General features: G+C 64.4%; 16 protein-coding genes and 1 riboswitch. Of the genes, 8 read left to right on the top strand and 8 right to left on the bottom strand.

The window, feature by feature from the left end:
- Positions 1-792 (bottom strand): ABC transporter permease, encoded by a 792-nt coding sequence (locus FIU91_RS10265; protein ID WP_152462381.1) that lies wholly within the window; start codon positions 790-792, stop codon positions 1-3.
- Entirely contained in the window at positions 789-1,520 is a 732-nt protein-coding gene (locus FIU91_RS10260; protein WP_093009760.1) for an ABC transporter ATP-binding protein, read from the bottom strand. The genes FIU91_RS10265 and FIU91_RS10260 overlap by 4 nt, the downstream gene beginning before the upstream one ends.
- Positions 1,521-1,666: 146 nt before the next feature.
- Between FIU91_RS10260 and FIU91_RS10255 the strand changes: the two genes are divergently transcribed.
- The 5 genes from FIU91_RS10255 (at position 1,667) to FIU91_RS10235 (ending at position 6,869) form a co-directional block, all read left to right on the top strand.
- Positions 1,667-2,188, top strand: coding sequence for a CoxG family protein (locus tag FIU91_RS10255; RefSeq protein WP_152462380.1), 522 nt, complete (start codon positions 1,667-1,669; stop codon positions 2,186-2,188).
- A 76-nt stretch (positions 2,189-2,264) separates the two neighbouring features.
- Positions 2,265-2,750, top strand: coding sequence for a (2Fe-2S)-binding protein (locus FIU91_RS10250; protein ID WP_093009758.1), 486 nt, complete (start codon positions 2,265-2,267; stop codon positions 2,748-2,750).
- Positions 2,751-2,835: 85 nt separating this feature from the next.
- Positions 2,836-5,202: a xanthine dehydrogenase family protein molybdopterin-binding subunit gene (locus FIU91_RS10245; RefSeq protein WP_152462379.1), complete on the top strand. Its 2,367-nt coding sequence runs from the start codon at positions 2,836-2,838 to the stop codon at positions 5,200-5,202.
- A 95-nt stretch (positions 5,203-5,297) separates the two neighbouring features.
- Positions 5,298-6,092: a xanthine dehydrogenase family protein subunit M gene (locus tag FIU91_RS10240; RefSeq protein WP_152462378.1), complete on the top strand. Its 795-nt coding sequence runs from the start codon at positions 5,298-5,300 to the stop codon at positions 6,090-6,092.
- Positions 6,093-6,194: 102 nt separating this feature from the next.
- The gene (locus FIU91_RS10235) at positions 6,195-6,869 is read left to right on the top strand and encodes a fumarylacetoacetate hydrolase family protein (protein ID WP_152462377.1); all 675 of its coding nucleotides are present in this window, start codon (positions 6,195-6,197) and stop codon (positions 6,867-6,869) included.
- 126 nt (positions 6,870-6,995) lie between these two features.
- Here FIU91_RS10235 and thiD read toward each other — a convergent pair whose 3' ends face one another.
- The 6 genes from thiD to FIU91_RS10205 form a co-directional block, all read right to left on the bottom strand.
- Positions 6,996-7,802, bottom strand: a complete 807-nt coding sequence (gene thiD, locus FIU91_RS10230; RefSeq protein WP_152462376.1) for a bifunctional hydroxymethylpyrimidine kinase/phosphomethylpyrimidine kinase — start codon at positions 7,800-7,802, stop codon at positions 6,996-6,998.
- Complete coding sequence (gene thiE / locus FIU91_RS10225) at positions 7,799-8,407, bottom strand: thiamine phosphate synthase (protein WP_152462375.1); 609 nt, start codon at positions 8,405-8,407, stop codon at positions 7,799-7,801. The genes thiD and thiE overlap by 4 nt, the downstream gene beginning before the upstream one ends.
- Positions 8,404-9,195: a hydroxyethylthiazole kinase gene (thiM, locus tag FIU91_RS10220; RefSeq protein WP_152462374.1), complete on the bottom strand. Its 792-nt coding sequence runs from the start codon at positions 9,193-9,195 to the stop codon at positions 8,404-8,406. Before thiM ends, thiE begins: the two co-directional genes overlap by 4 nt.
- 47 nt (positions 9,196-9,242) lie before the next feature.
- Positions 9,243-9,338: riboswitch (TPP riboswitch) on the bottom strand.
- A 114-nt stretch (positions 9,339-9,452) separates the two neighbouring features.
- On the bottom strand, positions 9,453-10,202 hold the full coding sequence (map, locus tag FIU91_RS10215) for a type I methionyl aminopeptidase (RefSeq protein WP_152462373.1): 750 nt from the start codon (positions 10,200-10,202) through the stop codon (positions 9,453-9,455).
- Positions 10,203-10,341: 139 nt separating this feature from the next.
- Positions 10,342-11,076: a glutathione S-transferase N-terminal domain-containing protein gene (locus FIU91_RS10210; RefSeq protein ID WP_152462372.1), complete on the bottom strand. Its 735-nt coding sequence runs from the start codon at positions 11,074-11,076 to the stop codon at positions 10,342-10,344.
- Complete coding sequence (locus FIU91_RS10205; protein WP_152462371.1) at positions 11,073-12,287, bottom strand: CaiB/BaiF CoA-transferase family protein; 1,215 nt, start codon at positions 12,285-12,287, stop codon at positions 11,073-11,075. Before FIU91_RS10205 ends, FIU91_RS10210 begins: the two co-directional genes overlap by 4 nt.
- A gap of 332 nt (positions 12,288-12,619) precedes the next feature.
- Between FIU91_RS10205 and FIU91_RS10200 the strand changes: the two genes are divergently transcribed.
- The 3 genes from FIU91_RS10200 (at position 12,620) to FIU91_RS10190 (ending at position 16,895) form a co-directional block, all read left to right on the top strand.
- Positions 12,620-14,590 carry a glycosyltransferase gene (locus FIU91_RS10200; RefSeq protein WP_152462370.1) on the top strand — a complete coding sequence of 657 codons (1,971 nt, stop codon included), beginning with the start codon at positions 12,620-12,622 and terminating at the stop codon, positions 14,588-14,590.
- Positions 14,591-14,603: 13 nt separating this feature from the next.
- A complete protein-coding gene (locus FIU91_RS10195; protein WP_172974988.1) occupies positions 14,604-15,635 on the top strand; it encodes a glycosyl hydrolase family 8 in 1,032 nt (343 codons plus the stop codon).
- A 90-nt stretch (positions 15,636-15,725) separates the two neighbouring features.
- A complete protein-coding gene (locus tag FIU91_RS10190; RefSeq protein ID WP_152462368.1) occupies positions 15,726-16,895 on the top strand; it encodes an HlyD family secretion protein in 1,170 nt (389 codons plus the stop codon).
- Positions 16,896-17,143: the final 248 nt, after the last annotated feature.

Here is a 17,143-nt window from a genome sequence, read left to right as displayed (position 1 = left end):
TCAGCCCTTCCGGCGGACCAACCCGCGCGCCGGATCGTAGCCCCAGAGGGCAAGGCCCCAGAAGGCCGCGAAGGCCAGCCCGGTCCAGCCGAGCGCGGGCAGGTTCGCCTCGACGTAAAGCGCGAAGCGGATCAGTTCGACCGCATGGGTGAAGGGGTTCGCCGCGCAGATGTCGCGCAACAGCGTGGAACTCTCGGCCATCTTCCAGAGCGGATAAAGCGCGGTCGACAGGAAGAACATCGGGAAGATCACGAAGTTCATCACGCCCGCGAAATTCTCCAGCTGCTTGATGAGCGAGGAGAGCGCGAGCCCCAGCGCGCCGAGCATCAGCCCTGCGATCAACAGCGCGGGCAGGACGGCAAGATAGCCCGCCGGCGGCATCGTGATGTCGAAAGCCCAGGAAATGGCGAGGAAGGCGTAAACCTGCAAAATGCCGACCAGCGTCGCGCCGAGAAGTTTGCAGAACAAGAGCCACGAGCGGGGCAGGGGCGCGGTCAGCAGAAGCCGCATGGAGCCGGTCTCGCGGTCATAGACGAGGCTGAGCGAGCTTTGCATCCCGTTGAACAGCAGGATCATGCCGCAGAGGCCGGGCACGATATACGTCTCATAGGTGATGTAGGTCTGGTAGGGCGGGATGATCGAGAGGCCAAGCGCCGCCCGGAAGCCCGCCGCAAAGACCAGAAGCCAGACGAGCGGGCGCACCAGGGCGGCGAGGAACCGCTCGCGCTGATGGACGAAGCGCAGCGCCTCGCGCAGGACGATGGCGCGCAGGGCCGTCCAGTAGCCGCTCATGCGCTGGCCTCGTCGGCGCCGGTCATCTTTAGAAAGCAGGTTCTCAGATCCTGCGCGCCCCGGATCTCGCGCGCTTCGCCATCGGCATGGATGCGCCCTTCATGCAGGACGATGAGCCGGTCGGTATCGGCAACCTCGTCGGTCAGGTGCGTCGCCCAGAGAACGGTCAGACCCTCGTCAGCGCAGAGGCGGTGCACATGGTCGGTGATCCCCGCCCGCGCGGCGGCATCGAGGCCGACGGTCGGCTCGTCGAGCAGCAGCACCTCGGGATCGTGGATGAGGGCGCGGGCGATTTCCGTCCGCCGCCTGTGTCCGCCATTGAGACCGCGCGCTCTCTCTCCTGCACGATCGGCAATGGCCAGCCTCTCCAGCGCGGCGTCGATCCGGGCTTCGGCCGCGCGGCCAGAAAGCCCGTGCAGCGCCGCGAAATAGCGCAGGTTCTGGCGGATCGTCAGGTCGAGATCGAGCGTCGTCGACTGGAAGACCACACCCATCCGCGCCAGCGCCGCGCGGGGCGTTTTGCGCATGTCTTGCCCGGCGATCTCGATCCGGCCTTCGGGCGTGGTGAACAGACGGGTGAGCAGGCCGAAGAGCGTCGACTTGCCCGCGCCGTTCGGACCCAGAAGCGCGGCGAAGCGTCCGCGCTCCACGGAGAAGCCGACATCGTTCAGCACCTCTTTACGTCCGTAGCGAAAGCTTACACCCTCTGTTGCGATACCGGCTCGCATTCCGCGGCTCCCCTTCCGATCCTGGAAAACCTAGCCGGGGCGGGGCGGCGGCGAAAGGCCGGCAGCGACCGGGCCACTCGGCAAAAGGTCTAATACCCCGGCGAAAGGTTGATCCCTAACCTCGCCGCAAAAGGAGAGGACATTCCATGCAGATGAGCGATTCCCGCGAAGTGGCCGCCCCCCGAGAGGTGGTCTGGGCGGCGATCCTGAATCCCGACGTTCTGAAGGAATGCGTGCCAGGTTGTACCGAGATGACCGGCAACGCCGAAGACGGGTTCGAGGCCACGGTCGTTCAGAAGGTCGGCCCGGTGAAGGCGACGTTCAAGGGACAGGTCAACGTATCGGAGCGCGACGAGCCCAATTCGCTGAAGCTTTCGGGCGAGGGCAAGGGCGGCGCCGCGGGCTTCGCCAAGGGCAGCGCCACGGTGCACCTCGAGGAGAACGGCGAAGGCACGCTTCTGAAATACGACGTGGACGCCAATGTCGGCGGCAAGCTCGCGCAGCTTGGCAGCCGCGTGATCGACGGGTTCGCCAAGAAGATGGCGGACCAGTTCTTCACCCGCCTGCAAGAGGCGATCGAAGGCCCGGCCGATCCCGAGGAGGCCCCAGAGGCCGAAGAGACGCCGGGCGACAAGAAAAAAGGTTGGTTCAAGCGTCTCGTCTCCTGACCGGGGCGGGACAGACCGGTCGCGGAAGGGCGCGACCGGACAAGGCACAAGAGACAAAGATCCAAGGGAGGATTTTATGACCAAGGTTTCGATGACGGTGAACGGCAAGTCCGTTTCCGGTGAGGTCGAGGGGCGCACGCTCCTCGTCAATTTTCTGCGCAATGATCTGCGCCTGACCGGCACCCATGTCGGCTGCGACACGTCGCAATGCGGTGCCTGCGTCGTGCATGTGAACGGCGAGGCGGTGAAGGCATGCACGATGTTCGCCGCCGAGGCGGACGGGGCCGAGGTGTCGACCATCGAGGGCGCGGCCAATCCCGACGGCTCGCTCAACGCGATCCAGCAGGCATTCCAGGACCATCACGGCCTCCAATGCGGCTTCTGCACGCCGGGCATGGTGATGTCGGCGGCGGCGCTGTTGAAGGAAAACCCCAAGCCCAGCGAGCACGAGATCCGCTCCTACCTGCAAGGCAATATCTGCCGCTGCACGGGCTACCACAACATCATCAAGGCGATCATGGCGGCATCCGGACAGGACGTCGAACAGATCGCGGCCGAATGATCTGAACGGGCGGTGTGCCTTCGGGCGCACCCTGTGAGCATTCCAGATGCGGCATGACCCGCATCGACCCAAGGGAGGATAAGACATGCCGAAGGACACAGGCATCGGAGCCAGCACCAAGCGGCGCGAGGACGTCCGCTTTCTGACTGGCGTCGGAAACTATACCGACGACGTGAACATCTATGGTCAGGCCTATGTGCATTTCCTGCGCTCGGATGTGGCGCATGGCCGGATCAAGAACATCGACACCAGCGCCGCATCCGGTATGCCGGGCGTCGTCCGCATCTTCACCGGCGCTGATTTCGAAGGCGTCGGCGGCATTCCCTGCGGCTGGCAGGTCACGGACCGGCACGGCAACCCGATGCAGGAGCCCGCGCATCCTGTCCTCGCGCAAGGCAAGGTCCGCCATGTGGGCGATCCGATCGCGGCCATCGTCGCCGAGACGCTCGAAGAGGCGCGCGACGCCGCCGAGGCGATCGAGCTCGACATCGAGGAACTGCCCGCGGTCGTGGACATGAAGGCCGCCGTCGCGGACGGGGCCACGAAGGTGCACGACGATCTCGACAACAACCTCTGCTACGACTGGGGCTTCGTCGAGGAGAACCGCGAGGCGGTCGACAAGGCGATCAAGGAAGCGGCGCATGTCACCACGCTCGAGCTGGTGAACAACCGTCTCGTCGCCAACCCGATGGAGCCGCGCGTTGCCGTCGGCGATTACAACCGCGCCGACGATATGTCGACGCTCTACACCACCTCTCAGAACCCCCACGTGATCCGGCTTCTGATGGGCGCCTTCGTTCTCGGCATCCCCGAGCACAAGCTGCGTGTCGTCGCGCCCGATGTGGGCGGCGGCTTCGGCACGAAGATCTTCCATTATGCCGAAGAGGCGTTCTGCACCTTTGCCGCGCGCCAGCTGAAGCGGGCCGTGAAGTGGACCTCCTCGCGCTCCGAAGCCTTCATGTCGGACGCACATGGCCGGGACCACGTCACCAAGATCGAGCTCGCGCTCGACAAGGACAACAACTTCACGGCGATCCGGACCGAGACTTACGCCAACATGGGCGCGTATCTGTCCACTTTCGCACCCTCCGTGCCGACCTGGCTGCACGGCACGCTGATGGCGGGCAATTACAAGACGCCGCTCATCTACGTGAACGTGAAGGCGGTCTTCACCAACACCGTCCCGGTCGATGCCTATCGCGGGGCGGGTCGTCCCGAGGCGACGTTCCAGCTCGAGCGGGTCGTGGACAAGGCGGCGCGCGAGCTTGGCGTCGATCCGGTCGCATTGCGCCGGCAGAACTTCATCACCGAGTTCCCCTATGCAACTCCGGTTGCCGTAGAATACGACACGGGCGATTACGATGCGACGATGGACAAGCTGCAGGAGATCGCTGATTTCGCGGGCTTCGAGGCACGTCGCAAGGAAAGCGAGAAGCGCGGCAAGCTGCGCGGGCTCGGCATCAACTGCTATATCGAGGCCTGCGGCATCGCGCCGTCGAACCTTGTCGGACAGCTTGGTGCACGTGCGGGTCTTTATGAAAGCGCGACGGTGCGTGTGAACGCCACGGGCGGCATCACGGTGATGACCGGCAGCCACAGCCACGGGCAGGGGCACGAGACCTCCTTCCCGCAGGTTGTGGCCGAGATGCTGGGCATCGATGCCTCGATGGTCGAGATCGTCCATGGCGACACTGCAAACACGCCGATGGGCATGGGCACCTACGGCTCGCGCTCCATTGCGGTGGGCGGCTCGGCCATGGTCCGGGCGACCGAAAAGATCATCAACAAGGCCAAGAAGATCGCCTCACACCTTCTCGAAGCCTCCGAGGCCGATATCGAGCTGAAGGACGGCCAGTTCACCGTCGCGGGCACTGACAAGTCGGTCGCCTGGGGAGATGTGACGCTGGCAGCTTACGTGCCGCACAACTATCCGCTCGAGGATATCGAGCCGGGGCTCGAGGAGACGGCCTTCTACGATCCGGCGAACTTCACCTATCCCTCTGGCGCTTATGCCTGCGAGGTCGAGGTGGACCCCGAGACCGGCAAGGTCACGGTGGAGCGGTTCGCGGCCGCCGATGATTTCGGCAACATCATCAATCCGATGATCGTCTCCGGCCAGGTTCATGGCGGGATCGCCCAAGGTGTCGGCCAAGCGCTTCTGGAAAATTGCGCCTATGACGAGAACGGCCAGCTTCTGAGCGCGTCCTACATGGATTACGCCATGCCGCGCGCCGATGATGTGCCGTTCTACCAGGTGGACCATTCCTGCCAGACGCCCTGCACCCACAACCCGCTCGGGGTGAAGGGCTGCGGGGAGGCCGGAGCCATCGGTTCGCCGCCCGCGGTCATCAACGCCGTGATCGATGCGCTGCATTCGGGTGGCCACACCCATGTCGAGCACATCAACATGCCCGCGACACCGGCGCGCGTCTGGGCTGCGATGCAGAAGTGAGGCCAGTCCGGGGGGCGCGGCCTCCCGGACCCACCCATCTATTTTCGGCCGGATCGTGAGGGCAGAGCCCCAGACGCGGCCAGAAGGAGGACAAGATGTACAATTTCGATCTGGTGCGGCCCACATCCATCGACGAGGCGGTCAAAGCCCTCGGCGAGGAGGACGCGCAGCCGCTCGCAGGCGGTCAGACTCTCATTCCGACGCTGAAGCAGCGCCTTGCCATGCCGACAAAGCTCGTGAGCCTCACGGGCATCGCGGAAATCAAGGGTGTCTGCAAGACCGATGACGGCCAGCTCGCCATCGGCGGCGGTACGACGCATGGCACGGTCGCGAAAGAGGCGATGGCGGATTTCCCGGGCCTCGCCAACCTCGCCGCCAATGTCGGTGATCCCGCGGTGCGTAACCGTGGCACCATCGGCGGCAGCCTGGCCAACAACGACCCCTCGGCCTGCTACCCGGCCGCAGCGCTCGGCACGGGCGCGACGATCAAGACCAACAAGCGCGAGATCGCCGCGGACGATTACTTCCAGGGCATGTTCGCAACCGCGCTCGAAGAGGCGGAGATCATCACCGAGGTCCGCTTCCCGATCCCGGAGAAATCGAACTACCAGAAGTTCGAGCAGCAGGCCTCGCGCTTCGCGCTTGTCGGTGTCTTCGTGGCGAAATACGCCGATGGTGTCCGCGTGGCGGTCACCGGCGCTTCGAACGAAGGCGTGTTCCGCTGGAGCGAGGCCGAGAGCGCGCTCTCGTCGAACTTCTCGGCTGATGCGATCGAGAGCCTGTCGGCTCCGGATGGCTCGAACATGATCTCGGACCTTCACGGCTCCGGCGATTACCGCGCGCATATCGTGAAGGTGATGACCAAACGGGCCGTCGCAGCGGCGAGCTGATAGCCCACCTGTGTGCAAGTGACCCCCGGTGCCGCAAGGCGCCGGGGTTTCTCTTTGCGGGGCCGCGTGGCAATGTCGCGAAAAATCAATCTGAGGCGCCTCATGTCCTACATTTTCGACCCCGAACGCCAACCGAGCCTCGAGATCCACGGGGAGGCGGCGCGCTTTCCGCTGCGCCGGATCTTCTGCGTCGGACGAAATTACGCTGCCCACGCCGCCGAGATGGGCAACGAGGTCGACCGCGAAGCGCCGTTCTATTTCACCAAGTCCCCGCATCACGCCGTGGGGTCTGGCAGCCATCCGATGCCGCCACGCACGGAGGATTATCACCACGAGGTCGAATTCGTGGTTGCGCTTCACGGGCCGGTCGATGCGGCAGATCCGATGAGCGCGGTCTTCGGCTATGCGGTCGGGCTCGACATGACGCGGCGCGATCTGCAAGCGGCCTCGAAAGCGAAAGGCCGGCCGTGGTCGACCGCCAAGGACGTCGAGGCGAGCGCCGTCATCGGCCCTCTGACAGCGGCTTCCGAATTCGGCGGGATCGGCGCACAGGTGCTCTCGCTTACGGTCAACGACACGCTCCGGCAGGAGGGTGCGCTTGCGGACATGGTCTGGTCGGTGCCCGAAATTCTGAACGACCTCAACACGCTCTACGCGCTCGGAGCCGGGGATATCGTGATGACCGGCACGCCCTCTGGCGTCGGGGCTGTCGCGCGCGGTGACGTTCTTGTTGGCACTTGCGAAGGGCTGGAGCCGGTTCGGCTGACGCTGACCTGATCCGCCGGCAGGCCCGGTATGAGAAGAAAGCCGGGCGTGAGCACGGCCACGACCCTCCTTTCGCAGGCCAGGAAAGTCCCTTGAGATTGGTCGGGATGGTGGACTGGTCCAGCATGCCAGGCGTGGTCAAACGGCTTCCGGGATTATCGAATGAAAATGATGAACCGGACCGTGACCGGAGCCGACAGCGAGCTCGTCTGCCTGCGCGATCGCAGCGGCGGTGTAGGACTTCGCTCGCGCCACCGCCTCCGGCAAAGCGAGGCCGTGGCCAAGATGCGCGGCGAGCGCCGAAGACAGCGTGCAGCCCGTTCCATGGGTGTTGCGCGTGACATGACGAATGCCTTCGAGCCAGAGGCTCTCATCCCGAGTTCGCAGAAGGTCGGGGCTCTGGTCTCCGGAGAGGTGTCCACCCTTCATCAGGATCGCTGATGGCCCGAGGGCCAGCAAGGCCTTTGCCTGTGCCTCCATGCCGGGCCGGTTCGTTGCCGCGTCCTCGCCCAAGAGGTCAGCGGCCTCGGGCAGGTTCGGCGTGATAACCGTGGCAATCGGCAGGAGCCGGTCGCGAAGAGCGCTCACGGCCTCTTCCGCCAACAAGCGGTCGCCGCCCTTGGCCACCATGACCGGGTCCAGCACCACAGGCGCGGCAAGGTCCGAAAGCGCGGCGGCCACGGCCTCGATGATAGCCGCGCTGCCCAGCATGCCGATCTTCACGGCATCGATGCGGATATCCTCGCGGATGGCTGCGATCTGCTCGGTGACCATGCCCGGTTCGGTCAGCAGCACCGCACGCACGGCATGTGTGTTCTGTGCTGTCAGCGCCGTGATCACGGCCATGCCATAGCCGCCATTGGCCGAGATCGCCTTGAGGTCTGCCTGGATGCCGGCGCCTCCCGACGGGTCTGATCCGGCGATAGAGAGGATGTTCGGTATCATACCTGTCTCCAAGTATCGACGAGGGCGCGGGTTGCCCCTTCGGGGTCCGCGGCGCGTGTGACGGCCGAAACGACGGCCATTCCGGACGCCCCCGCGTGTTTCAGGGTGGGGATGTCCCGCGCGGTCAGCCCGCCGATCGCGATGGTCGGCACCGGCGCGGCTCGGACGATGCGGGCCAGCCCTTCGCTCCCGATGGGCTCTGCCGCGTCGGGCTTGGTCGGTGTGGCGCGAAAGGGACCGGCGCCGATATAGTCGACGCCCGATGGAATGCGCCTGCATTGCGCTATCGTCTCGATCGACAGGCCGAGCAGAGCGCCTGGCGCGATCCGCGCGCGGGCGCGCTCCGGCTCGCCATCGCCCTGGCCGATATGGAGGTCGGCGCCCGTGCTGCGTGCCACCTCGATCCGGTCATTGACGAAGACGCGTACGTCCATCGGGGCGAGCGCCTCCATCAGTGCTTCGGTCAGGCGTGCAAGGTCCGTGTCGGGCATGGTCTTGTCGCGGATCTGCACCGCCCAGGCCCCGCCGCGGGCGGCGGCCATCGCCTGATCGGCCACTGGGATAGGTGCGCCCGGGTCCGTCACGACGTAGACCGGCCCGATCATGTCGCGAGCTCGATCTGCGCGGCGGCGTTCAGTGCCTCGGGTGTGAGGGCATGGAGCGCATCGAGAAACGCCACCTGGAAGCTGCCCGGTCCCTGCGCCGCCGCGCCCGCCATTTCGCCGGCGGCACCATAGGCCGCAAGCGCCGCGACAGTCGCATCGAACGTCGGATGATCGGCACAAAAAGCCGCGATCACCCCGTTGAGCGAGCAGCCCATGACCGTGATCCGCGCCATCATCGGGTGACCGTTGGAGACGCGCGCGACGCGGGCACCGTCCGTGATGTAGTCGACCGGGCCGGAAACGGCGACCACACCGCCGGTTCGTTGGGCCAGGGCGCGCGCCGCATCCTCGGCCGAGGCGACGCTGTCACCGGCATCCACGCCGCGTGCAGAGCCGCCAAGACCCGCCAAGGTGAGGATCTCGGAGGCATTGCCGCGCACCACTGTCGGTTTCAAATCGAGTAGCCGATCGGACAGGTCCTGCCTAAACCGCGTGGCGGCCACGCCGACCGGATCGAAGACCCAGGGGCGGTTGGCCTCGGACATGACGGCCGCGGCCTCCTGCATCGCGGTGCCCCATGCGGGATCCGCCGTGCCGATATTCACGGTGAGTGCCTGTGCCAATCCGGCGAATTCCGCCGCTTCCTCGCGCGCATGGACCATCGCGGGCGACGCGCCTATGGCCAGAAGGACATTCGCCATGACGTTCATGGCGACGAAATTGGTTATGTTGTGAACGAGAGGAGCCGAGGCGCGCATGGCGCTCAGGGTTGTTCCGGGGGTGTGCATGGTGCCTCCTTGTCGGGCGGAGGCACGGCAGACGGCATTCACCTTTCGGGGCCATCTCCGCAACTTCCTCCGCCGGCATGATCCGGTTCAGGTTCGAAGGGTGCTTCTCAGCCCGCGCATGGCGGACGCCCCTGTTGCGAGATTGAGGCTGTCACAGCAATCAAAGAAGCACAAGAGTCGCGGACGTGTCCTGCCTGACAGGCTCTGACTGGCCGGGTCCGGTCGCACCCCTCGGGGGTGCAAGCACCGGGTGGCCTTCAACTCGGGACGGTCACGACCATCGCACCGCGTCTCGTCGCGATCACGGTGTGTTCGTACTGCACGACTGGCGCTCTCGGTTCGCAGTACAATGTCCAGCCGTCCTTCCCGTCCGTCGCCATCATGCCGCCGGTGGAAAGAAACGGCTCAATCGTGAAGACGAGCCCTGTCGTCATTCGGCGGCGCTCCCGGCGGTCCGGCCAAGTGGCGATCTCGCCCGGATATTCGTGAAGGGACCGACCGACGCCGTGGCTCGCGAGGTTCCGAATGAGCGTGTAGCCCCGTGCCGATGCGAACCGCCCGATTGCCTGGCCGATCCCGGCGAGGGGCTTGCCGGCGCCGACCTTTGCGATCCCGATCTCCATGGCGCGTCGACCGTCGCGGCAGAGACGCGCTTTCGCGGGATCGGGCGGGGGCACGATGCAGGTCGCGCCGGTATCCGCGAAATACCCGTTCTTCGACGCCGAGACGTCGATATTCACGAGATCCCCGCGCGCGATCACGCGTTCGCCCGGTATCCCGTGAGCGATTTCCTCGTTCACGCTGATGCAGGTCGTGCCGGGGAAACGGTAGGTCGCTTTGGGTGCGGAAACTGCGCCTTCCTGCGCTAGGAGATCTCGCCCGATCTCGTCTAGCTCCCGAGTGGTCATGCCGGGCTCCATCGCTGCCGCCATGTCGCGCAAGGTATTCGCGACGATCCGCCCGATAGCCTTCATGCCGTCCAATTCGGCCTGGTTCGTGATCGTCATGATCGTCCCTTTTTGCCATCGAGGCGACGTTATCCACGCAAGACGGGGTTGTAACGCTCTGCCGGCCTGCGGTTCTCCGATGATGGCGCCTGCCGGTCAACGGATGCCCTCAATCTGTATGGGGCAGTCAAAGCGCCGGTCATTCTTTGCCTGGCGCTGAGTTCTGACGAAGCGAGCTGGCGGATTGATTGAACAACACCCTGTTGTTGTCGGCCCTGTGCCGTCCGCGGTTCTGGTCCGACTTGTGCAGGTCGATTGCACGCTGCACGGCCGGGCGTTCCTTGATCCGGCGGCGCCACTCGGCCACGCGCGGGAAGTCTTCGAGCGAAGCGCCAAGAGGCTTGGCGATGAAGGCCCAAGGGAATGCCAGCATATCCGCTATGGAATACGCCCCGAGAAGGTAGTCGCGCCCATCGAGACGGTTCTCGAGAACGCCGAGGTTCCGGTCGTATTCGCCAAGATACCGCTTGAAGCCATAGGCGCGGTCGTCTTCGGGCGCGTAATTGCGAAAATGACTGAGCTGGCCGCCCATTGGTCCCTGGTTGCCAACCTGCCAAAACAGCCATTCCATCAGTTCCTTGCGCGCGCGCAGATCTTCCGGCGGCGGTGCGAACACGCCCGTCTTGTCCGCGAGATAAAGGAGGATCGCGCCCGACTCGAAAACGGAAACCGGACTTTCGCCCCAAGCCGAAGCAGGGGCGTGATCGACGATGGCGGGCATCTTCGCGTTGGGACTGATCTTGAGGAACTCGGGCGCAAACTGGTCGCCCTCGGCGAGGCGCATGAGATTGAGACGATAGTCGAGCCCCGTCTCCTCGAGCATGATGGCCGCCTTCCATCCATTGGGTGTTGGCGCGAAGTAGAGATCGATCACGGATTGCTCTCCTGTTTTTCCGTCGCGATGCCGCTCGCAATCATCTCGTCGATCGTAGCCGGATCGTAGCCGGCGTCTTCGAGCACTGAGCGCGTGTCCTGCCCAAGCAGATGCGCCGGCGCCGGGTCTCCGGGCGGAGTGCCTGAGAACCGGGCCGGGCTCCTGGCTTGTCGTATACGGCCCGCCTGCGGGTGATCCTGTTCGAGGATCGCGCCGTTCGCTTCCACCTGCGGATGCGACCAAACCTCGGCGCGGGTGAGCACCGGCGCGCAGGGCGCATCATGCTCGGTCAGGCGGCGCATCCAGTTCTCCGTCGTGTCCTCGAGCAAGGCCTCTTGTGTCAGCTCGAGCCGGGCAGGCTTGTTTTCCTCTCGGGCGGCGACGCTGGCAAATCGCGGATCTTCGAGCCAGTCAGGTCGGCCGACGGCGGCGGACAGCCCCTTCCACGTGCTGTCGGTATGCGCCGAGACCGCCATCCATCCATCCGCCGTCCGGTAGATGAGTTCCACGAAAGTCTGGGCATCCGCGTCCGCCGCAGGCTCCAGCTCGTCCCCGACGAAGGTGTAGCCTGACATGTCCGAGCTCCAGAGAAACGCCAACACCGTGTCGAGCATGGAAATCTGGACGTGGCTGCCCTTGCCGGTGCGGCTACGCGCCAGGAGCGCGGCAGTGATGGCCTGCGCCGTCTGGATCGCGGTCAGCTTGTCGGGGAGAATCGTGCGGACGAGCCTGGGCCGCGCGGCATCGGCGCCGCCTTGCACGCTCGCCAGCCCTGAAAGGGCCTGGATGAGCGGGTCATAGACAGGACGGCGCGCCCAGTCTCCGGTGAAGCCGAAACCGGCGATGGAGGTGTAGATCACATCGGGCCGCACGGCGCGTACCGCCTCTTCCCCGAGCCCGATGCGATCGATCACGCCTGGTCTGAAGTTCTGCACGACGACATCGGCGGTCTCGCAAAGCTTCAGCGCAGCCTCGATCCCGCGCGGGTCCTTGAGGTTCAACGTGACCGATTTCTTGCCCCGGTTGTTGTTGAGGAAGGATGCAGACATCCCACCGCGCCGGCCGGTCACCTGCCGGCTGTGATCACCTCCGTTCGGGTGCTCGATCTTGATGACCTCCGCGCCTTGGTCGGCGAGCGTCATCGTGGCGAGGGGGCCCGAGATCATCGTGGTCAGATCGATGATCCGAAATCCCTCAAGCGGTCCGGGCATGGCGGGCCTCCAGTTTGGAACAGTTTGCGCAACGAGCGCATCGGACCGAGACGTAGAGCGCGCCGAACGTTTCGCCTCAATTTCGCATCGGGAGCCTGCGTTGCTCGCGAAACCCTCAACCGCGATGGCAGCGACGTTTGCCTGTCGCGGATCATCAAGGTCAGCTACGGCGCGTAAGCCTTCGTCCGTCACAAAATCAACGAATTCCTTCGGTTGGCTATGGGATGAGCTATGCCCAACGGTTGCAGGTCTTCTGGTCAGGCCGGTATCGCAACCGAAAACGAGGGCAGGGCGCCAAGAGCCGGACCTGAAACGCGAAGGAACACGACGTCATGTACTTCCCGCAACTGGGATCGCTTGGATCGGCATTCATGCAGATGATGCTGGTCGTGGGGCTCGGCCTCGTCTTGAGCGCGTTTGTCGACCGAAAGAACGTGTGGCATCGCAGCTTTCTGTTCGGCATCGCGTTCTTGCTGGCCCTGCGATACGCGTGGTGGAGGGCGACCGAGACGCTGGCGCCGGTCGGGCTGACGCTGGATTTCGCCGCCAGCAGCGCGCTCTTGGCGCTCGAGCTGAGCGCACTCGTCGGCTCGCTTTCCGCCTTCGTCATCCTGTCGCGGTATCGCGACCGCAGCACCGAGGCCGATCAGCACGCGGGATGGTGGGGAAACGAAGCGCCGCGGGTCGCGATCCTTATCGCGACCTATAACGAGGAACTCGAGGTGCTGGAACGCACCATCGTCGGCGCGAAATCGCTGCGCTACCAGAACAAGGAAATCCTTGTCCTCGATGACGGTCGCCGCGACTGGTTGCAGGAGTATTGCGCGGGCCAAGGTGTGCGCTACATGCGCCGACCGGACAATAAGGGTTCCAAGGCCGGCAATATCAACCATGCGCTCGACCGGCTCGCCGAGGATGCCGAGCCGCCCGAATTCGTAGCCGTCCTCGACGCCGATTTCGTGCCGCACCGGGGCTTTGTCTCGCGCTCGCTGGCATTGTTCCACGATCCGGATGTGGGCGTTGTGCAGACGCCGCAGCATTTCTTCAATGCCGATCCGATCCAGCACAATCTCAACATCTCGCGGTCCTATCCCGACGAGCAGCGTTTCTTCTTCGACTACATGCAATCCTCGCGCGATGCGTGGGGCATCACGATCTGCTGCGGCACCTCGTCGATCGCGCGCTACGACGCCTTGATGAAGATCGGCAAGATGCCGACCGAAAGCGTGACCGAGGACTTTCTCCTGTCGCTCAAGATGCAGGAGAAAGGTTACAAGACGGTCTACCTGAACGAGCCGTTGACCGAAGGACTCGCGCCGGAAGGGCTCAAGGAATACGTCACCCAGCGGGCAAGGTGGTGCCTGGGGCTCATGCAGATCGCCCGATCCTCGGTCGGTCCTTTCGCAAAGAACAACCTGCGTCTGCGCGACCGGTGGAGCGTGATCGACTCGGTCTTCTACTGGTTGCCGAGCTTCGTCTTCCGCATCGCCGCGATCACCTTTCCGCTGCTCTATTGGTATTTCAACATCATCGTCGTCGATGCCCGCCTTGAGGATGTCCTCATCTACTTCGGCGTTTTCTACATCTGGGTGCAGTTCGCGATGAACCTCCTGGCACCGAGGATGGTGTTGCCGCTGCTTCATGATGTGAGCCAGCTGATCGCCGCGATCCCGATCAGCCGAGCCGCGATCGTGGGTCTGTTGAAACCCAAAGGGCATCCGTTTTCCGTCACGGCCAAGGGCGGGGATCGGTCGCGCATCGTGATCCAGTGGCGGATCATGGCGCCTTTCGCGATCCTGCTTGCACTGACCTTTATCGGGCTTTGCCTCGGCATTTTCTTCGACGGCTACGCCTATAACGACGCCGGTGACGGCAAATGGGTGGTTCTGTTCTGGACGGTCTACAACCTTGTCGTTCTCAGCATCACCTGCCTTGCTTGCGTGGAGCTGCCGCGCCGGGAGCGGCACGTCGCCGATGCGCCGGAACGCGCAGTCTTCCAGAGCGGGGCGGCGGCACACAGCGTCTGGCTCGTCTCCCTGACGAGCGACACCGCGCGGATCCGCGGGCATGCCTTCGCTCCTGACGACCGAGGCATGCTGCGGATCGAAGGGGTCGGTGATGTCGAGAGCTACGTGATCGCGCCCACACGCGACGGTGCACGCGTGCAATTGTCCCCGACGCCTGAGCAACGCGAAGCTCTTTTTCTGCGTTTTTATGCCGATGGCACGGCACCGGGTGTGTCGAACGTGCGGATCACCGCGATACTCGGAGACGTGGCCCGCCGCTTGCAATTCAGAAGCTGAGGAACATCGCCCCATGCCCGTGAATCGCCGCAGTTTCGTGGCTGGAGCGCTTGCCTGCCTCGCCTCCCGGCCGGTGCGGGCCGCGGGCGCGTTTGCGGGGCGCTGGGATGCCTGGAAATCCCGGTTCCTGAGGGACGATGGGCGAGTGAGTGATCCGGAGCAGGGTGGCATCTCCCACTCCGAAGGGCAGGGATATGGTTTGCTCCTCGCGCAGGCCGCCGGCGATCGCGTCGCGTTCGAGAGCATCGAGCGGTGGACAATCCGGCATTTGCTGGTGCGGCAGGATCCGCTCATGGCATGGCGTTGGACGCCGGATGCGGGCATTGCCGGCGAAGACTGGATCACGGCCACCGATGGCGATCTGTTTCGCGCCTGGGCCTTGCTGCGGGCGTCCCGCGACTCAGGATGGCCGATCGACGCGGGATCCTGGCAAGAGATCTGCGGAGCGATTGAGGATCTCTGCCTCGCCAATGATCCGCGTGCCCCGAGTGAGCCGCTGCTGAAACCGTCGGCGGAATCGCGCGTCACGGACCGCAGGGTTCTGTTCAACCCGTCCTATATCATGCCCCGCGCATTGCGCGAACTGGGCGAGGCCGCGTCCCGGCCGCGTTTGATTCAGGCAGCCGATCATGGGCAAACCTGTCTTGCGGAACTTGCGATCCGCGGTTTCGTGCCGGATTGGATCGACGTCACATCGCAGGGGTATGCCGTTCCTGCGGATCGCGTAACTGCCGCGAGCTATGATGCCATGCGGGCGGGCCTGTTCCTGCGGTGGTCCGGCGTCTCGGACCATCCGGCCCTGTCGCGTATGCAGGACTTTTTCGGACCGCCCGAGACGGGCCGCGTGATCGTGGCGCGAGACGAGAATGGCAGGCCGATTCAGACCAGCGACCTGCCGGGATATCTCGCGATGGCCCGTTTGACGCAGTGCGTTGCCGAACCACGCAATCCTGCACATGCGCTCTCCGAGGCATATTTCCCGAGCACGCTTCACATGTTTGTTGATCTTGCTAAGCGGGAAGGTGAGGCGTGCTCACCGCCATAAGGTTGCCAAGTTTCTTCGATTTGCGTGGGGTGATCTTGGTAAACGCCGCGCCTTTGTCTCTGGGCGTGGATGAAGAAGAGAGGGCAGACCTTGAGGTATTTGCGTCTTGTTATCGGCGGTTTGATCGTTGTTGCCGCGTTGTGGGTCATCATTGGCGAGCAGATGTCGGGCGCGAGCGCGAACGCGGTCGTGAATGCGGAAGTCGTCACGCTGCGTGCGCCGGTGGCAGGCGATCTCACCGTTGAAGACCGTGTTCTCGGCGCGCGTGTCGAACAAGGTGAAGTGCTGGCGCGGGTTGAGGATCGCCTCGTCGACAACGTCCGGCTGTCCGATTTGCAGATGGAGCAATCTTTCGCCGAGACCGAACTGACCCATGCCACCGAGCGCCTGGAGGCCGCGAAACAGGCTCGCGACCGTCTTGCTGAACGGAGTGCATCCTACCAGGACAGGCGAGTGGAGGAGCTTGCCACCCGCCTCGAATTCGCCCGCGAGCGCGTCGAGCGTCTCGAAGCGGGGAACGTGACGGTCGAAGCGGATACAGAAACCGGCGGATCACCGGCGGAGGACGGATCTGATACGCAAAGCGCGGACGAAGGAGGCTTGACGCTCACCTCGGCACGGGAACGGGTGGCCGTTCTGGAGATCGAACTCGCGGCGGCGCGTGCCGGTGTGTATCTCGGAGATGGCTACAACGATGCGCCGGTCTCGGAGCAGCTGTCGATGCAGCTCGAAACGGACATCGCCGCGCTCGAAGCCGATCTGGTGCGGGCACAGGAGCGCTTGGACGCTGTGTCAGCTCGCGTCGATCAATCGCGCGTGCGTGCCACACTGGCAGGCGGGGGGCAGCTCTCTTCCCCGGTCTCGGGCCTTTTCTGGGAGGTGCTTCAGGCCGACGGCGTCAACGTCCAGCGCGGCGATCCGCTGTTGCGGATCCTCGATTGCGAGTCCTTGATCGTGACGCTGTCGGTAACCGAGCGGATTTACAACGACCTCACACTCGGACAATCCGCCGAATTCAGGATGTCGGGACAGTCCGACATCTACGATGCGACGGTGACCCGTCTTGCGGGAAGTGGCGCCGAGAGGATTTACGGCAATCTCGCCGTCGCGCCGTCCCAGCAACACCTCGAGCGGTTCGATGTCACGCTGCGCGTCCCGGCCTTGAACCAGGATTCGGAATTGGGCTGCGTGGTAGGGCGAACGGGCCGTGCTTTTTTCGAGCGCCGTCCACTCGATTGGGTGCGAAGCGTCTTTGGCTAACGCCAAGCTGCGCTTGGAAGACCTGCTCCACGGCGACCGCGTGCGATCAAAGCGCGGCGAGAGAGAGCCATGCCGACATCTCGAGGTCGCATTGGTTAACCCACGGGTGCAGGGCTCGTCCAGCGGTCACCCGATGTCCTGATTTTCCAAGACGTTTCAATATTTTGCGGTGTGGTAAGCAGATAATATACTCGTGATGCCCGCATGTCGCTCGGGCCCAAGTTCAGCCGGATTGCGGCTCCAAAATG

The organism is Roseivivax sp. THAF30 (genome assembly GCF_009363575.1).
Lineage (GTDB): Bacteria > Pseudomonadota > Alphaproteobacteria > Rhodobacterales > Rhodobacteraceae > Roseivivax > Roseivivax halotolerans.
Note: the sequence above shows the minus strand (reverse complement) of the source record. Positions and strands in the feature narration are given on the sequence as shown.

Bases quoted from the DNA above. Each gene is read 5' to 3' on its own strand.
- FIU91_RS10250 (WP_093009758.1), top strand. From the start codon at position 2,265: ATGACCAAGGTTTCGATGACGGTGAACGGCAAGTCCGTTTCCGGTGAG.
- FIU91_RS10235 (WP_152462377.1), top strand. From the start codon at position 6,195: ATGTCCTACATTTTCGACCCCGAACGCCAACCGAGCCTCGAGATCCAC.
- map (WP_152462373.1), bottom strand. From the start codon at position 10,202: ATGACGATCACGAACCAGGCCGAATTGGACGGCATGAAGGCTATCGGG.
- FIU91_RS10255 (WP_152462380.1), top strand. From the start codon at position 1,667: ATGCAGATGAGCGATTCCCGCGAAGTGGCCGCCCCCCGAGAGGTGGTC.
- FIU91_RS10205 (WP_152462371.1), bottom strand. From the start codon at position 12,287: ATGCCCGGACCGCTTGAGGGATTTCGGATCATCGATCTGACCACGATG.
- FIU91_RS10260 (WP_093009760.1), bottom strand. From the start codon at position 1,520: ATGCGAGCCGGTATCGCAACAGAGGGTGTAAGCTTTCGCTACGGACGT.
- FIU91_RS10245 (WP_152462379.1), top strand. From the start codon at position 2,836: ATGCCGAAGGACACAGGCATCGGAGCCAGCACCAAGCGGCGCGAGGAC.
- FIU91_RS10200 (WP_152462370.1), top strand. From the start codon at position 12,620: ATGTACTTCCCGCAACTGGGATCGCTTGGATCGGCATTCATGCAGATG.
- thiD (WP_152462376.1), bottom strand. From the start codon at position 7,802: ATGATACCGAACATCCTCTCTATCGCCGGATCAGACCCGTCGGGAGGC.
- thiM (WP_152462374.1), bottom strand. From the start codon at position 9,195: ATGCACACCCCCGGAACAACCCTGAGCGCCATGCGCGCCTCGGCTCCT.
- FIU91_RS10195 (WP_172974988.1), top strand. From the start codon at position 14,604: ATGCCCGTGAATCGCCGCAGTTTCGTGGCTGGAGCGCTTGCCTGCCTC.
- FIU91_RS10240 (WP_152462378.1), top strand. From the start codon at position 5,298: ATGTACAATTTCGATCTGGTGCGGCCCACATCCATCGACGAGGCGGTC.
- thiE (WP_152462375.1), bottom strand. From the start codon at position 8,407: ATGATCGGGCCGGTCTACGTCGTGACGGACCCGGGCGCACCTATCCCA.
- FIU91_RS10265 (WP_152462381.1), bottom strand. From the start codon at position 792: ATGAGCGGCTACTGGACGGCCCTGCGCGCCATCGTCCTGCGCGAGGCG.